This window comes from Pseudomonas sp. A125, from assembly GCF_055409485.1.
The window spans coordinates 574,982-591,065 of sequence record NZ_JBUZVP010000001.1 but is presented as its reverse complement, the minus strand read 5'-3'; the positions used below and the strand labels follow the sequence as shown (position 1 = coordinate 591,065).

Below are 16,084 nucleotides of genomic sequence, written 5' to 3'. Positions count from 1 at the left end.
TTTTCCGTAATAGAGAGCACAGCGATGGCGGAGTGAACATCAGTCAGCAGCACCTTTGAAGTAGAAATAGGCCACAATATTTTAACAGTACCACTGCGGGCCTCCGACCCTGGCTTCGCCTGGCGAGCGCCGAATACCATTTCCAACCCGTAACTTGAATTGCCTCTGTTTTCGTCAACTCCAACGACTGACCGCTTTTGGCCGAGGCTGTGTAAAAACGTTTTTGAGCGCGACAGGTACTCAAAACCGGACTGTAAATCGCGCTTCTACGCGAAATCCACATCTGCTGACGTGCCGATAAATTTTAGATTTAACGTAGACGTGCACACTTCAATTTTGGCGAAACGTTTTTACACACTCGGGGCCGAAAGCAGCCGGTCACAGGGTCACACCCGGATAAATCGATGCTACTTAGGTCCCCCGTCATAATGAGGCGCCGGTTACGCGGCCTTACGGCCGCGGCTACCGCCAGTTGTGTCGTAGAGAGCCTAAATCTCGATCGTCTTGATATCTGGATCGTAAAAGGCACCGATAAGCTCGCGCGCCCCAGCAAGTGGAGATTGCTTGGAAATGTCGACAATGGCGCCGATTGCACCGCTTATCAAAGTGCTATCGCCAGTTTGAATGCCCTTGTCGAGTACTTCGAAGAAATTATGAATCGTTGTCGCTCGCTCTTCGAAGGTTTTAGCCAGGTACTGCTCCAGAATAACTCTTTGGGCACCGATCTGTTCTAGTTTTACATCTTTGAATGCGGATATAGCTGCTCTTTTGGTGCCTTCAACTTCGGCAACCTTTTTGTATTCCAGCCAAGCTGACATTAGCTCCTCAAGGGAAGACTGGGCCGCTTGCAACGGAATGGTGGGCGCTTTCTGAATGATAGTTTGGATGTGCTTTTTCATGTTTTAGCTCAAGGACAAAATTCCGGAAATAGTGCTTTTGATATTTTTTGCCGCCGAACCGTCTGGCGTGATGATTGGTATATCAAGTACTTGTTTAAGCCCTGTACCAAGCACCACCATCTTCTCGAATGCGCTGGGATCGCTGTCGTCTTTTACTTTGATCAGCTCGAAGCGCGCTACGATCTCGTTAATGGTTTTGGCCATCTCGGCCGCATTCGTTCTTATAGCCTTAAGTGCAGTTTTCAACACCTCCATCTCAGCAATGGCGGTTTCGACTTTGGCTTGGTAATCATGAGCTTTAGTCAATGCTTCTTCAGCCTTGCTTGCCATCATGAACCCGCCGATAGCGAGCGCTGGGCCAAGCACAATTCCGCCTAAGGCGATCATGCCTCCGGCCATTCCAAAGCCGCCGGCGCTCAATGCGCCTCCGCCAAGCCAAGCCAAGGTGGCATTAGTGGCCGCTGCGCCAGAAAGCCCGGAAATAGCCGCGCCTGTGGAGGCGCTGGCTAATGCCCCTACTGAACCATAGGCCCCAATAGCCGCCAACGCTCCGCCGCCCGCTCCCGATGCAAGGCCTCTCTCAATTTCCAGAGAGTTCAGCACCAGCTTTTCATAAGACTTCAATTCCTCGACGGTAAAGTTTTCATTGAACCCTTTCAGGGTACTCTTAGTGTCTTTTCGCTTCTTGAACGCTTCAACGAGGTATTTAATTTGATGGCTAAATGTATGAATTTTTAACTTGCCGAGTGCCGCCAGCGCGGCTTGGGTCTCCTCGCGTGCACCGTCAAGTACTTTAGATGCCTTTTTAAATTCAAGCTCTGCATCTTCGCCGATGCCTTTGGCTTTATCAAAGTTGTTGGATGCCTCAACGCCTTTGAATACACCCGTTGCCGCCAAAGCAGCAGCAGCACCCCATAAAATAAACGGAAGTGGCATTTTAAGATCCCTCTTTATGTGTAGGAGAATTGTCGATTCTGTGTGCTTGCTGTGCATCTGCACATGCTTGAAAGTTGGCCGCTATGTATTCGTTTTTGCTTACGTGCGCGGACAGATTTTGTTCATAAAAGTCGTCCACTCGACAGATCAATGGGCGGCTACTATAGATTTTGCAAATATGACTGTGGCTGTCAAAATTTATACAAGTACCATCACCGCGGTCCAAATGTGCATAAACCATAGATTTATCTAGGTTTTTGCAGCACAGCCCACATTTTGTACAAGTAAATACAATTGAAGTGCTTGATGCGTGTTGCACGACAAGCGTTTGTACTGGTTGCGGTCCTTCGCCCATGGCTCATCCTCTTCCGACGACTGTAGCTGTGATAACGCATTGACGGCCATCATGCCTGTCATACGGTATCTGCCATTTGCTGAAAAGCTTTAATGAATCTTGCACGCAAGCGAGATGGAGGGGCAGCATTCATTAGTAGGACTGAAAGACCGCTTCTGGCCGGCAGCTTCCCGCGATGATAGGCGGCAGATGGACAGACGCTGACGCTCGCCGGTAAGCGCTATTACTCGACTATCGGCATTGAGACGTTTGGCAAATACTATGGGAATCCGCGTAATTTCATGGTGTCGGTGAAGGCGAGTATTTAGTCGTGGGTCCGGGCGCTAACCGCCAGAAGACTCGCAAGGCAATTGGAATCTGGAGTCCAGGGGGGGGGCTCGATGACCAAGTCAGTGCGTCGCGTCCGACTTATCCAGTGGCGAGTGATAAGAGGTTTGTCGTTCAGCAGCCAACTCAACCCTATTCAGATCTTCCAGTACGGATGGCAGAGTTAATCGGCCAATACACCCAGCTCACGCGATGTTGGCAGTTTGCCAAGCCTGCTGGCATGCTCTCGACGATTTGTCGGTAGACAGCGTTGAGGCAGGGAGAGCGACTGTGGGTTTAGAGAGCAAGGCAAAGGCAGCTCAACTGAGTGTTCTGAGCAAATATGGTGTATTGGCAGACTTTACCAACGTGGAAGAGGTGGTGCTTGACCGTGCCCTGAAGGGCCGCTTGTCTGCGATCGCGTCGAAGGACCTGACCTTCGCTCACTGGTGTGACCAGCTACTGGGGCCGGGCGAGCGGCTTCCGGTTGCGCGTTTTGATAATCCAGTTCCGGGGCAAATCCGACTGGGCAAGCTCGCGGTGGGGCAGGACCTCGCCGCCAGCCTCAAGTCTCGCGACCGGCAGTTTCAAGCTAGGCTCAAGGCGTCCGAGCAGGAAGTCATACGGTTGCAAGGTGAATTGCAGGAACTGAGGCAAACCAAACCTCCTTTGGCATTGATGGAGCCGGTTGGCGAGGACGCGCGGAGGTTGAAATACTGGTATCACGAAACAACCGGTTATCTGCATAACATCCTGTGGGAGATCAAGGAAGTTGACGGTCACATCTTCGACCATCAAGGCCAACTCAACCGGGATTACCGTCAGCAACTGGTCGAGATCATTCTGCGGGCACTGAACGGCTTGGCCGCACTCGGCTTTTTTATCAAGGCCGAGTTGTGTGACGCGTCATCCAAAGAGCCTGTTTTGCCATCGGTGATGTTGCATCACAACCCGGCAGATCCTGATGAAGCACATCTACTGGAGGGCTTTGCCTTTGTCGTCGAGGACGTACAGCCTGATGTGCTGGTGGCAGCCAGCGAGTGTCTTTTTCTGGGACGGGCTCTACCCGAAATCGACAAACGGCACCGCTTCAATTGTCACGTCAAAGTCTCCTGGCGCCACGTGCTTGAGTTGGACGAAGACGAACTGTTTCACCTGTCTTGCTTCCTGCATAAGTTGTTTGAGGCATTGGCCAGATCGAATGACGGTCGGCCGAGGGGGGCATTGCGAGAGGCGGCGATCCTTTGCCTGGTGCTTTCCAGCACCGCACCCTGCATGCCCACGCGATTACAGAAAGTGCAAGCGCTGAGCTTGCAGGATACGTTTTACCCGGGGTACAGGCCGTTCACGACCGCCTCCTCGAAGCCTGACACAGATGCATCCGCTGGAAAAATTCTCGAGCACCTGTTCCATACCTTGCATGCACTTGTCATGCGCTGACGTAAGCTTTGATTTGCAATGGAATATGCCGGATCTGTGACCGGTAGCTACGGGACGAATAGCGGCAACGGCGCACTGAGACTGATACACCCTTACCCTCCAGCAACATGGAGGACACCACCATGAACACGCACTCTTGGGTGCCTCTTTGTGCTCAGAACTTGGGAGTGACCTTTGGAAAGACTTGAAGCGGCTTTGAAGCAACTGGTAAGTGCTCATTCAAAACTGACTGAACATGCGCCAATTACTGCACTTGCCCAACGCTTGCGAGAAACCCAAAAAACGCTTGATCTCGGTGAGGATGATGAGCTTCCTGTCCTGCCTCAAAAGCCTGGGATTTATTACTTCGAAGCGAAATTTAAGTTTTCCACAGCAGCGGAACTTGGCGAATTTGGTGAGCGATGGGGAGCAATACGGGCCAAAGCGCATGACGGAAAAATCCCTCGTTATTACCCGAGTCGGGTGAAGCATCACTTAGCGGCATTGGCAGCAGGCAAACCGATTCCATTTTATTTAGGGAAGCGAGAGTCGATAGCTGATCGACTCAAAAATCACGTCGAATCGCTCTTGGAGTCCGGAACGTATGCACTTAAGCTTCGGGCAAGACCGCACTTAATTCGTGATGTGGAAATTACATATAGTTATCAGAGTTTCGAGGCGCCGCCGACATCTTACTTCGGGGTTGGGTTAATCGAGTCTGAACTACGAAAAATACTGAATCCGATTCTGGGGAAACAGTGAGCATGGAGAAAGCACAACTGCTGTTGAATCAGGCCAGCAGCTTGGTGAGGGAGACGAACGCCAAACTCGCAGCAAGCGGTGAGCTGTTCAACCTCTTCTCCATCACCCGAATCGAGCGGGCCGAGGTCAACACTCACTCGGCCATGATCGCAGAACTCTTGAGCCCCGAGGGCCGTCACGGTCAAGGTGTGTACTTCCTGGAACTGTTCCTGTCGACAATGGGTTTCGAACACGAATGCACCCTCAGCGACGCCAGGGTGCAAAAGGAGCAGATATTCGCGGGGTACGGTCGTGTGGATGTGGTGATTCACCTGAGGGATCACCTCATCCTGATCGAAAACAAGATCGACGCCCTCGACGGCAACCAACAACTCAAGCGTTATGACGATATTGGAAAGGCCTCAGGCAAGCAGTGGCAGTTGTGGTACTTGACAAAGAAAGGTACGGAGGCGCACGCAAGCAGTCATTGCGGCGTGAGCTACCGTCGACTGTCGTACCAGGAACACATCCTCGACTGGCTTGAGCGGTGCGTCAGCACCTCAAGCGCGACGCCGGCACTTCAGCATGCATTGATCCAGTACAAGAATCTGGTCCAGAAAATCACCGGGCGAGCCATGACCCATACCACACGAAATGCACTGATCGAACTTCTCATTGCCGACGACAATTTGCAGGCTGCCGAGGCCATCGCCCAGGCACTGCCCCATGCGAAGGGGACAGTATTGTTCGGCTTCTTTGATGCTGTGCGACACGCATTGTCAGAACGTTGTACGCCCGTGTCATCGCCGATTGACTTTACCGGGCATGACAGTAGCGAGGCGAATTGCCGCAAGTGGTTCTTGCCCAAGGCATTGAGGTTGAAGCACGTGGGGCAGTTTTTCGACATTGGTGTCGAGGGAATGCTGCTACGAATCGAGGTTGCCACTGATGCGCTGCATTATGGCGTGGTGCCGGTCAGTAGCGGGAAACTGGCGAGCGATGGAGGATTGTTGGCGCAAACGCCTCAATTGCCTTTGTACCTGATGTGGCGGAATTGGAATGCGTTCAAATGGTACTCATGCCTTTACCAGGACAACGTTGCCAGAAAAATTGACTGTTTGTCTGACCCCATGGCATTGGTCACGGAGGTGCTGCGCACTGTCGAGCTGATCAAATCTGAGCTGTCTGGTCAGCCTGAGTTGCAGTGTGCAAGTGTCAGTGCGACGCAACCACAAGCAATGCCAGTCAGTTGACTAGCCAACTTGTCGGTTGAAAGCTGGCAATGCACCGTGCCGTTTCATGTGGGCCGTCAGTAGATAGACCTCAATGAGAGATACCATCACCGGGTCAGAGACCGTAATGACTGCAATCCGTGCTTCACCGTCTTGAACGTGAGGCACTAGATTTTTGTCGTTCGCAAACCCTGTGAACCGATGGTTGGGAAAGGTTCGCCAACCGTCTTCTCGGATGCTGGGCGTCTTAACATGGTCCCAGACCCGATGGTGCAGGTTGTTCCGGGTTGCCTTGCCGATAAAGAGGATTTGCGCTTCAGGGGTACCAAAAAAATACACGCCGCTCTTGCACCCAACACCATCGCCGGTGACCAGCATTCCCGAGTCGGTTGGGTCCGACCAGTCGCCGATGGCGGGACTGGCGTCACCAAAGGCGAGTTCTATTGGGAACCTGTCGAATATAGCAGGCATGGCCTGGGCAAGATCATTTACCAGTTTTTGGCGCTGTTGTGCGTCTTTCAACGCGACTATCTCGTCAAATGTATGTATTAAGTCTTAGGTTTTTTTCGTTTCATCGCTCATGAAAGTGCTGGCTAATAGGGGATCTTGATATCTTCGTCCAGTATATCGGTCACATTTCGTATCAGTGGATCTAGCCAATCGGCTTTGGCGCCCGCCCATTGCAAATAGCTCGTATGCTCTATGCCGTGGGTTCCCGATAGCGACGTGCGCTGAAGGGTGTCGATATAGTCGCGGATGACCTGGGCGCGGCGCCAGTTCTGTGCATCGGACTCTAGGGCGGCTAAGCGTTTTCGTTCGTCATTCTGTATGCGTTTTCGCGCGGCAGCGTTTTCGCGCAGCTGGCGACGCTTTTCATCGGCAATGGCCTGCTGCTCTGCATTCACCAGCTCCCCGACGGCGTTTGTAACGACCTGTTCGAGCAGCTTGTTCAATTGCATCTCGACCGGTTGGCCCGGTGAGTCGGTAACTTTGCCTGCATACCCTTCATTTATTAGCAGGTAGAGTTTCCCTGTCGGTTGATATGCCCAATTAGGCCAGTAGCTCCAGCGCCCGCGAGCCTTGTCCTCCAGTTGTTTTGGCGTTGGCACATATGGGCTGCGCTTGCAGGGTTCGAACACGCGCAGATGATAACCTCGGCCCATGATGAGGATGTCGACCTGCTTCTTGCTCTGCTCGATACGATAGCCACGTGTTTCCAGTGCTTTTAGGACGGTATCCACGAGCCTTAGCGCGCGATCCTGCAAGGAGGGTGAAACACAAATATTTAACGCAGGCGCGCGCGCTGGGCTGGCCGCGTGAATCAATGACGGGTTTCTTCAATGCAACGCGGGCAGCGTTGGTCATCGGGTGCCAACGCTTCACTTGATCAGGGACGATAATCTGGTTGCCAGGTGCTCGCTCAAAGGCCAGCAGCGGTACCAGCCGCTCATCCATTGGCTTGGGCTCAGCCTCGGTGTGCGGGGCCGGCGTGCGAAATAGGTTCATCGGGTGGCCAACGTATTCGCGGAGTTTGGGGCGCGGCGGCACCGACTTGCCAGCCTTCAGTCGTGTCCAGTAGCCCCGAGGCGGGGTTGGGATCTGTAGTCGTCCACAGAGTTTCTTAAGGCCTACGTCAGAGAGTTGGTAGCGCGGTGCGACTATCGTCACCGCTTCTGTCCAAACCTCATCCAGCAGTTTGGCCCGGTCGTACTGTTCCTGCATTGCGAAGGTCCTTTCAGCGAGTCGAATCTCAGTTCGAAACCGATATCAGGGTAGCGGATGTCGGTTCGTTCAGATGGCTCTTCAATCGGGCTGATGCCAGTTCTTTCCTTTCACGCGACAGGCCTACAGCAGTGAAAGTGTGGTGGATGAATCGACCAGTCGATAGCCCATGGCTTTGTAACCGGCCTTGCGCTTCTCCCACATCCTCAACACTGCGACGTTACCCTCGTCTACGAAATCAATCACCTGTACGTCGGATTTGGCGGTGTGTAGGCGATGCAGGCGTCCGGCGTACTGCTGGAGGATGCCGCGCCAGGAAATGGGCATGGCCAGCACCAAGGTATCCAGTGCAGGGTGATCGAACCCTTCGCCAATTAGCGTACCGGTGGCCACGAGCACCCGAGGCGCATCTTCGGGCAGAGACTCCAATGTACTGATCAGCGACGCCCGCCGTTTCTTCGGCATGCGGCCATGGAGCGTGAACAGATTCGCGACATGCTCCTTGAGCGCAACATCTAGCGTCTCAACATGCTCAGTGCGTTGGCTAAGCACCAGGACTTTTCGGCCTTGGCGGTAAGCTTGCACCACAGCAGAAACGATGGTGGCCGTGCGCTGTGAGTCATCTGCCAATCGCCTGAATACTTCCTGGATACCCGAGCCCTCAGGGACGATGAGGGGGGCGGACAGTATGCGAGGGCTCACGGACAAATCATGAGGGGCGCTGGCTGGGCGCGCGGCGGTATGGCGGATAGGTCCGCACTGCATGAAAATGATGGGCTGCTGCCCATCGCGGCGGATCGGGGTCGCCGTCAGCCCGAGCACGTAACGCGCGGGCGAACTGCGCAACAGCGCTTCGAAAGACACCGCCGACAGGTGATGGCATTCGTCGATGATGATCTGGCCGTAATTTTTCACAAGGTCACTGATCTCGCCTTTGCGCGATAGCGATTGCATGACGGCTATATCGATCTGGCCGGTGAGCTTGGGCTTGCCGCCGCCCAAGGTGCCGACGACTTCTTTGCCGACGCCGAGGAACGCCTGCAAGCGTTCTTGCCACTGCCGGAGTAGCTCGGTCCTGTGCACCAGTACCAAGGTATTCACACGCCGCCTGGTAATGAGCGCTGCGGCACTCACGGTTTTACCGAAGGCCGTTGGCGCGCAGAGGATACCGGTGTCATGTGCTTGCATGGCGCTAACAGCTGTTTCTTGGTCAGGACGCAGAGTGCCGAGGAAACTGACACCCAACGGATGGCCCGCGAAACGCTCGTCTTCCACCAGTGGCGTGATCTGGTACTCCGCCAGCAGCACCTGCACGGCGTCCCAGCAGCCGCGGGGCAAGGCGATATGTTGGGGGAAATTCTGCGCGCAGCCAATGACTCTGGGTTTGTTCCACACTGACAGGCGCAGGGCCTGCGCTTTGTAAAACTCGGGATTCTGAAATGCCGCGAGGCGGATCAACTGGTTGACCAAGGGTTGAGGCAGCTGGGCCTTTTCAAAGTAGATCAGGTTCGCCAGGGTGATGCTCAGGGTGGCAGGCATCGGGCCGTTGGGCTTCTGTGGTCGAGGCGAGGGGACTTTCCATGGCTGGGCACCTTCGTCTTCATCGGCGTAGGCAATGGCGACGGGGTCGCGGTTGCCCGTGGCCTGAGTAATGACGGGGTGGAGGCGCTCGGGGCTCATGCGTTGGAGGGTGGCGAGGAACGCCCACTGATCGGCATAGGGCACCAGGGCGTCATCGACAAAGACGCTGTGATGCTGCGCCCTGGAGCGTTTTTGCAGCGGTAACGCGATCAAGTTGCCAAAACCGCCTTTGGGCAGGGTGTCCTGGTTGGGAAACAACCTGTCGTAGGAACTGAGCGATAATTGCCGCGTGCGTTCACAGGCATGACTGATGATGGCGGCTCCGAGACGGCGTGCATCGCTGGCCAGTACCTTGTCCTCGAAGAAGATCCAGGCATGCGCGCCGTTGCCCGAGCGTGAGACTTCCAAGGCGACGGGCACACCGAGGGCCTGGCAGGACTCCACGAATGCGCGGGCGTCATCGCGCCATTCGGCCTCGTCGAAATCGGCGGCCAGAAAGTAGCAAGTATCGTCCTTGAGCAACGGATATACGCCGACCACGACCGCGCCTGCCAGATGGCGAAAGATGACGTCGTCGGTCACTTCCAGCAGTTGGCGTTGGTGGCAGTCGCCACATTTGATCCGTGGTTTCTCGCAGATCCCCGGACGCCACTCGTTCGCGCAGGCCGGTGCATAGCCGGACTTCCCGCTTTTGCCTTCCCAGCGCAGCGGGTAGATGTCGGTACGGCCTCTGAACAAGCTACGAAAGAGGGCGAGCTTGCTGCGGGTGTCCAGGGCGGACGACGGATCAACGGGCGCCAGGGGGATCAGCACAGGTTCGACAGGCGGTTGCCAATCGATGCCGTGCGCGTCGAGCAAGGCAATTAAGCGCGCGTTCTCCGCCTGGAGTGTCGCCAACAACTTGGTGTCGGTCACCGCATCGAGCCTCGGTGTTGGGGAATGGCCTGTGGGGTTAGGCTATCAGTCGGCGGGGGGAGGGATCAAACCGTAGGGCCGGGTGCGGGCCGGGGGCTGCGCAACGCCTTGCAATCATCCGGCGTTTTAACCGGAACCGTGTTATGCGCACAGCGGTTCGACTGCCCACTACCCAGCCCTTGGCTGAATCGCATTGACCGTCAAGCGGCGTGTTTCACAGTCATTGCCGATTGACGTTCGCCCGCTGGGGAATCGTATTGGTCGCGGCTGGGCTGGCGCATCTAGCGAACCCAAACCCAATCCATAATAAAAATTTACCGCTGAGTGCGATGGCGGCATAGTGGCATCATGGTTCGCCCGCCACGTCGGGGTTGCTCAACCGGGCCGATTTTACTGCCTACAACGATCATTCAGTCGTTGGCGGCTCCAGCAGGTTTAAGGTTACTGATGGCGTTGAGTGGGCACGTGATCTCTCACGTTCTCTGCACGCCCCCCATTCAAGGAGCGATACACCGCAATGACCACACAAGGATTTGGCGCTCAACTGCTGACGCTGCCGAGCATCTTTTCGGATCGGCTTTTCACCATTCCGGATTATCAGCGTGGCTACGCGTGGGACAAAAAGCAGGTCGACGAACTGCTCAAGGACGTCGATCATCTGATGCAAGATGGCGCCGCATTACGTCACTACACCGGCACACTCGTCCTCAGTCGCCCGAAACATGCAACAGACAACGCCTTCCACGTCGTGGATGGTCAGCAGCGGCTGACCACACTCGCCATTTTTCTGTACCTGCTGTGTGAGTCGCTGCCTATCGAAGAACGGGCAGCGTTTTCCGCGCTGTATTTACGCCGTGGTGAGCTTGGCAATGATCGGGCTGTGTTGCGCTTAAACTCGGATACACGGTCGTTTTTCGAACGTGTGGTGATGGCTGAAGGCAACCTCGATAACAGTCCAATTAAACTTGAGGCGCATCAACGATTACTCAGCGCCAGAGGTTCGATTAAGAAGTGGCTTGAGGACAAAATCGCTTTGGGAATTGAGCCACAGCGGATCAGGGACATCCTTGAGTCCCGGCTCGGCTTTCTGGTGTTCGCGCCTGAAGAAGATGCTGAAACAGGGATCATGTTCGAGGTCATCAACAACAGGGGGAAACCGCTTAGCGAGTTGGAGAAGGTTAAAAACTATTTGATTTACTGCTGTGTGAAGCTTTCTGCGGCTTCGCTCAGGGACACAATCGATCAGGATTGGTCAGAAATCCTAAGGGCCTTGAACATCGCTGGCAAAACCTCAGCCGGCGACGAAAGTGCATTTCTTCGTTACTGCCTAGTCGTCCATTTCAAACTGAATAAAACCGATAGCCAATACGGTTATGAAGAGCTGAAAAAGCGAGTAAACCTCGACAGCTGTCTGACTGAGGATTTACCCCGCGAGCCGGTGATCAAAAAAATTGCAGCTTTTGTGCAGTTTATGAAAACCGCCGCGCTCTGGTATCAACGTCTGTATGGGCGTGATCACGCAGGTTTAGAGCCTGAGATAGTGGTGCTTCTTGATCAAATCCGCGCGCAGGCACGTCATGCGTCCATTATGCCGCTGTTCCTGGCTATGGTGATCAAATTGCAGGGCTCGGGCGAGCGCCTGCATAAACTGCTTCGGTTGTTGGAGATCCTCAATTTTCGGGTCTACATGGCGCGGAACATGACGTCACGTAATGACACCGGACAAGGCGATCTTTATGGGTACGCGGCACGTTACTACCACTCTGAGCTTTTGGCCGCGCTTCCCCCTGAAGAGCTTAAGGTCGGGCGCATCCATTTGGAAACCGATGAGGATGCGTTGGAGTATCGGCTCGTTAATTTTATCAATTGGCTAGCGGCGGATCACCGGTTTATTAAGTCCTTCTCTCTGGACCCTGACAGCCCCGACGATTTTTACAAATGGCGTGGCTTGCGGTACTTTCTCATGAACTACGAGGCAAAGCTCCAACCGCGAAAAACGATTCAAATTGATAAAATTCTTCTCGGGGTTTCGGAGGGTAAAACCTCAGACTATTACTCGGTGGAGCACCTCTGGGCTACTGAAAATAGAAATCGTGAGGGGGAAAACAACCGTAAACAAGATAAGTACCAACGGCGCCGACTAGGCAATTTTGTCTTACTGGAACTGCGCCTGAACATTCAGGGAAACAACGATGACCTGGAAGACAAGCTTCCACGCTACTGCGAGGGTCTAGGGGAAGAACCGACTACAGAACTTCATCAAGTTCGAAAAATGGCTACCGACACGTATTCGCTGATCGAAAGTTTCGATGGCAGAAGGCGGACGATCAATTTTTATCACGACCTTCATGGCGAGCTAAATGACCATCAAGAGCAACGGTTCATCAAGTTTGCCCAGGCACGTTGGTCGCTGAAGACTTTCATTGGGTACGCGCAAATTCAGCGGGAAGCGGCCGCCGCGCACGAAGAAAGCTGAGGGTTGCGTTTGAATGAGCCGAAGGGCGTACCGGACCCACTTGCGGGTGGGGTGGTACGCCCGCAAGGTGAAAGAATTCTGCCGGTGTTGTTTGCTGTGGTGCAGGCGCGGTCCGGTGTAGATCGAACAAGCATTAGGTATCCGCGCTTTTGACACGATACAGCGCCGACATCTGTTCGATTTCTGCAAGGATCTCCCCTCTGAGTACAGACGGCTTGAGAACCTCAACGCTGGCACCTTGACTCAAAATCCAAAGTCGCAACCCTTGGCTCAAATGCAGTTCACAACTCAGGTGCCAGCGTTCCGTATCGTAGGGCTGTAAAACCTGTTGCGGACTGAGCCAGTTCTCGCTCAGGCGCTGAAACATCTTTTCATCGATCAGCAACTCCAGCTGGATGGGATGTTCGTTCTCCAGCCCAATCAAGCTCTTCAATGAACTGGTGTTACGAATGTCGTACTCAGCGGGTACCTGAGCGGGTTCAAACCCTGCCGCTTTCGCGGATTTGAAACGGTGTATTGGCCAGGCATAAGGCGTGTCCTGGTCTCTGCCATCCACGACGAGTGACAGGTAGATGTTGGCGTCCTGAAAGGACAGGCCCAACGGTGTCAATCGGTAAGGCTTGGGGTATGGCGCGCCGCGTGGCTGGTACAGCACATCCAGCATGCTTCCCTCCAGCAAGGCGTCCTGGATGGTTTGAAAGACCTGCGGCTCGACCAATCCCGGCTGTAAATTCAGAAAACGGGTGTTGCTGACCACCTTCTTGGTCCAGTCATAAAGTCGGTGGGAATGTTTGTTCAAAATCGACTGGGCGTGCTCGTACAGCTCCTGAAGATTACCGCCTAGCGTGCGGCTGGTGTACGGGCGGGCATGATCGATGACCATGATCAAATTCATTGCGTCAGTGGGTTTGAGCACGAACCTCGACAATTCCTTGTCGGCCCAATACACGTATTCTCGACCTTCTTTTTTTCGCTTAACACCGTAGCGTTTATCCTCTAGCAAGGCTTTGAGGTTGCGTTGAATCGTCCGGTCGTCCACCTCGATGGACTGGGCTCGAAGTCTTTCTTGGAACTGTGCCACGCGCAAGCCGGACGGCGTTGCCGTGCCGCCCCGTGTGGGAATCATTGCCAGGAGTAGATCTAGGCGAAACCTCTCTTCCAGGCGTTTTCCTGACATCTCCATGCTTCCTCTATTGCGACACAGTTTGTCGCTCAGAGGGTGGATGATTCCTTTCGAGAAATCAATCTGATGTCGGAGCCGAGAAATGGCGATGCCCAAGCCTGCAAATGTCGTCAACATACTTGAAGCTTTTCTGCCCGAGCCTGAAATGCTGGAGCTCCGTGAATCCAGTGAACATGACGGCCTGGGGGCGGGATTGGGCATGCCGACTCTGCGGATTGTTGAAATGTCTGAGCGTCATGGGGCTGTGTCATACGCTGAAGTGAAGGCCATGAATCCTTTAAAAGCGGCCTTGGCACGAGAATCATTTCTCCTGCTATATGCGCAGCTTCGACGAGCAGCACTCGGACATGATGCAGATGCGCTAAATGACCTCGGTTGGTTATGGCTGGATGGGTGCACGTTGATCGAGGATCCAGCGATTGCTCTGCACCTTTTTCGGCTGGCTGCGGCGGACGATTTATCTGAAGCCTTTTTCAATCTAGGGCAGCTGTATACCTACGGAATAGGTATCGCCGTCGATGAGCAAATGGCCCAGCGATGGCTGAAAAAGGCGTTTAAAGGTGGGATCCGCGAGGCTGCTTTGGAGGTCGCGTGGCTTTACGACGCGCGGGATCGAAAAGGCAGTTGTGAAGCCTCATGGGTTGATGCCGATAACCGGAAGGCATTTCGTTGGTACCGAAAAGCCGCTCGTGCCGGCGACACTGCGGCGTTTGCACGCCTTGGGAAGAGTTACCTGGAGGGCAATGGCGTTTCGCGTCACGTCTCAAAGGGGCTTTTTTGGTTGCAGCGAGCTGCGCTCAGCGGTGATGCCGCAGCGGCTGATGCCTTGGAGTATTTTTATGAGGATGCGCTGTACATGCCGGATCCTCAGGGGCGTATGCGTTTATTTTGGGCCTCGTATGCCGAAGGTCTGCGAGACGCGTTTGAGTGCCGGGAACGTTGATGTATGTAGGGCTCGTAAGGGGAAACCCTGGTTTACTGTTTACCTGGAAATCCACTGGTGACCCTAGTATTCAACAGTGTTTTAAATGAAAAAATTAAGGACGCGTAATGATTACGTTGAGAGACGGCGGCTCATTCAGCATTGATGCTTTGGTTACAAAAGTAGAGGGATTGGGTGGCTCCATGGTGTTGGGTCCCATCAAAGTAGGGTTGACCGATCACAAGAAGCCGGACTCGTTGGATTACTGGATTAGAACCAATGGAGCCAACCGAAAAGACCAGATGCAAGCGGAAGCGCAAGTGGTTGATCAGTTGCTTGCTTCTGGTCGTTTTGACCGCGTAGACATGAAATGTCCATCAACCGGGTATCGTTGCGCTGGGCTGAGTGTGATTTCCAAACCTCGTTACGAACAGACTCAGGCACCCACGAGCACTGTGCCTGGAAATGAAGAAATGGAGGCGGCCGCATGGCTGATCGACCGCTTCAAGGCCGCGTCGCCGAACCTCGCCTATGCCAACCTCAACGAGGTTGGAAGTTATCGAGGATGGGTTGCTGACTTCAAAATTCCTCTGTTGGATGGTCGTTCACTGAAGCTGGATCTACGAGAGGAGAAGGATCTGTTTCTCCTGTTTGTCTTGGCGGTGGTTTGGTCTCGGACAGGCCCTTGGGAGAATGCCGTCTATTTTGTGGCCTGGATGAAGCTGGCTCACAAAGACGCACCAGCTTTATGGACAAACGACGCGTTTGTCGAAATAGAGCGCAGTAACTGTAAGGCCTCCATGGTGCAGACCTTAGGTCAGTGCCTCGATCCCGACACTAGGAAGCAGGTCAGTTTCAGGAAAGATGTTTACGCGAGTGTGAAAGTCCTTGCCCACAACTGGGACGGCATCAAACGTGCCATCAACGTCATGATCACGACTAGCCAATACGCTGCGTTTTTCGACTTTATGCGTTCATTAAAAGGCTTGGGGACCGGCCAGAAAAGCATGCTGATCAAGATCCCTCTGGTCATGCGAGAGTTGCGTTGTCAGCTTTATCCATCAATTCCAGGCGAGTTCTGCTGTGTGCCGGATGCTCGGGTCTATGAGGCGTTAAGTGCGATGAGCCGGGACCACAACAAGCGTATAAACCTGACGCATCACGCTGGCAGTGTAAAAAAACTGATCAACGCCTCTGCGAAGATCTATCAACTGTTCGGTGATCTGTATGACCTGCCGTTGTTCGCTTATGTTGACCTCGACCTACCCCATACGTGACAGCTGGAGTAGAGTCTAGGCCTAAAGAAATTTGACGCACCTTATTTTCGAGTGCCTTTGAAGACAGAAAAGTGGTGTCCACTTTGTCTTAGGTGGACACCGTTCTCTGGCTCATTGGGT

At 54.0% G+C, this 16,084-nt stretch carries 13 protein-coding genes; 6 read left to right on the top strand and 7 right to left on the bottom strand.

The genetic code is table 11. The features are described 5' to 3' along the window. Positions 1-488: 488 nt before the first annotated feature. The 3 genes from ACZRN6_RS02695 to ACZRN6_RS02685 are packed head-to-tail and all read right to left on the bottom strand — an operon-like array spanning position 489 to position 2,190. Complete coding sequence (locus tag ACZRN6_RS02695; protein WP_322143749.1) at positions 489-899, bottom strand: hypothetical protein; 411 nt, start codon at positions 897-899, stop codon at positions 489-491. Positions 900-902: 3 nt separating this feature from the next. Beyond that, positions 903-1,835 carry a hypothetical protein gene (locus tag ACZRN6_RS02690; protein ID WP_153336589.1) on the bottom strand — a complete coding sequence of 311 codons (933 nt, stop codon included), beginning with the start codon at positions 1,833-1,835 and terminating at the stop codon, positions 903-905. A 1-nt stretch (position 1,836) separates the two neighbouring features. Further along, positions 1,837-2,190, bottom strand: coding sequence for a YkgJ family cysteine cluster protein (locus tag ACZRN6_RS02685; RefSeq protein WP_322143751.1), 354 nt, complete (start codon positions 2,188-2,190; stop codon positions 1,837-1,839). Positions 2,191-2,787: 597 nt separating this feature from the next. Here ACZRN6_RS02685 and ACZRN6_RS02680 point away from each other — a divergent pair. The 3 genes from ACZRN6_RS02680 to ACZRN6_RS02670 all read left to right on the top strand — a co-directional run bounded on the left by ACZRN6_RS02680 (position 2,788) and on the right by ACZRN6_RS02670 (position 5,909). Beyond that, positions 2,788-3,936, top strand: coding sequence for a hypothetical protein (locus tag ACZRN6_RS02680; RefSeq protein WP_322143752.1), 1,149 nt, complete (start codon positions 2,788-2,790; stop codon positions 3,934-3,936). A gap of 174 nt (positions 3,937-4,110) precedes the next feature. Next, complete coding sequence (locus tag ACZRN6_RS02675; RefSeq protein ID WP_464007142.1) at positions 4,111-4,677, top strand: hypothetical protein; 567 nt, start codon at positions 4,111-4,113, stop codon at positions 4,675-4,677. Between the two features lie 2 nt (positions 4,678-4,679). Then, positions 4,680-5,909: a PDDEXK-like family protein gene (locus tag ACZRN6_RS02670; protein ID WP_464007141.1), complete on the top strand. Its 1,230-nt coding sequence runs from the start codon at positions 4,680-4,682 to the stop codon at positions 5,907-5,909. On the opposite strand, the gene ACZRN6_RS02665 is transcribed toward ACZRN6_RS02670, so the two are convergent. The 3 genes from ACZRN6_RS02665 to ACZRN6_RS02655 form a co-directional block, all read right to left on the bottom strand. Continuing rightward, a complete protein-coding gene (locus tag ACZRN6_RS02665; RefSeq protein ID WP_464007140.1) occupies positions 5,910-6,410 on the bottom strand; it encodes a hypothetical protein in 501 nt (166 codons plus the stop codon). 71 nt (positions 6,411-6,481) lie between these two features. After that, positions 6,482-7,213 (bottom strand): hypothetical protein, encoded by a 732-nt coding sequence (locus ACZRN6_RS02660; RefSeq protein WP_464007139.1) that lies wholly within the window; start codon positions 7,211-7,213, stop codon positions 6,482-6,484. A gap of 520 nt (positions 7,214-7,733) precedes the next feature. Next, positions 7,734-10,106 (bottom strand): TOTE conflict system archaeo-eukaryotic primase domain-containing protein, encoded by a 2,373-nt coding sequence (locus tag ACZRN6_RS02655; RefSeq protein WP_322143757.1) that lies wholly within the window; start codon positions 10,104-10,106, stop codon positions 7,734-7,736. Between the two features lie 517 nt (positions 10,107-10,623). Here ACZRN6_RS02655 and ACZRN6_RS02650 point away from each other — a divergent pair. Further along, positions 10,624-12,582 (top strand): DUF262 domain-containing protein, encoded by a 1,959-nt coding sequence (locus tag ACZRN6_RS02650; protein ID WP_464007138.1) that lies wholly within the window; start codon positions 10,624-10,626, stop codon positions 12,580-12,582. A 133-nt stretch (positions 12,583-12,715) separates the two neighbouring features. Here ACZRN6_RS02650 and ACZRN6_RS02645 read toward each other — a convergent pair whose 3' ends face one another. Then, positions 12,716-13,759 (bottom strand): helix-turn-helix transcriptional regulator, encoded by a 1,044-nt coding sequence (locus ACZRN6_RS02645; RefSeq protein ID WP_322143759.1) that lies wholly within the window; start codon positions 13,757-13,759, stop codon positions 12,716-12,718. An 88-nt stretch (positions 13,760-13,847) separates the two neighbouring features. Between ACZRN6_RS02645 and ACZRN6_RS02640 the strand changes: the two genes are divergently transcribed. Together ACZRN6_RS02640 and ACZRN6_RS02635 are read left to right on the top strand one after the other, a co-directional pair. Continuing rightward, a complete protein-coding gene (locus tag ACZRN6_RS02640; protein WP_322143760.1) occupies positions 13,848-14,708 on the top strand; it encodes a tetratricopeptide repeat protein in 861 nt (286 codons plus the stop codon). A 107-nt stretch (positions 14,709-14,815) separates the two neighbouring features. Continuing rightward, positions 14,816-15,964 carry a hypothetical protein gene (locus ACZRN6_RS02635; RefSeq protein ID WP_464007137.1) on the top strand — a complete coding sequence of 383 codons (1,149 nt, stop codon included), beginning with the start codon at positions 14,816-14,818 and terminating at the stop codon, positions 15,962-15,964. The last annotated feature ends 120 nt before the right edge of the window (positions 15,965-16,084 follow it).

Excerpts from the sequence above, each read along its gene's own strand:
- ACZRN6_RS02695 (WP_322143749.1), bottom strand. The coding sequence starts at position 899 with ATGAAAAAGCACATCCAAACTATCATTCAGAAAGCGCCCACCATTCCG.
- ACZRN6_RS02690 (WP_153336589.1), bottom strand. The coding sequence starts at position 1,835 with ATGCCACTTCCGTTTATTTTATGGGGTGCTGCTGCTGCTTTGGCGGCA.
- ACZRN6_RS02685 (WP_322143751.1), bottom strand. The coding sequence starts at position 2,190 with ATGGGCGAAGGACCGCAACCAGTACAAACGCTTGTCGTGCAACACGCA.
- ACZRN6_RS02670 (WP_464007141.1), top strand. The coding sequence starts at position 4,680 with ATGGAGAAAGCACAACTGCTGTTGAATCAGGCCAGCAGCTTGGTGAGG.
- ACZRN6_RS02650 (WP_464007138.1), top strand. The coding sequence starts at position 10,624 with ATGACCACACAAGGATTTGGCGCTCAACTGCTGACGCTGCCGAGCATC.
- ACZRN6_RS02645 (WP_322143759.1), bottom strand. The coding sequence starts at position 13,759 with ATGTCAGGAAAACGCCTGGAAGAGAGGTTTCGCCTAGATCTACTCCTG.
- ACZRN6_RS02640 (WP_322143760.1), top strand. The coding sequence starts at position 13,848 with ATGGCGATGCCCAAGCCTGCAAATGTCGTCAACATACTTGAAGCTTTT.
- ACZRN6_RS02635 (WP_464007137.1), top strand. The coding sequence starts at position 14,816 with ATGATTACGTTGAGAGACGGCGGCTCATTCAGCATTGATGCTTTGGTT.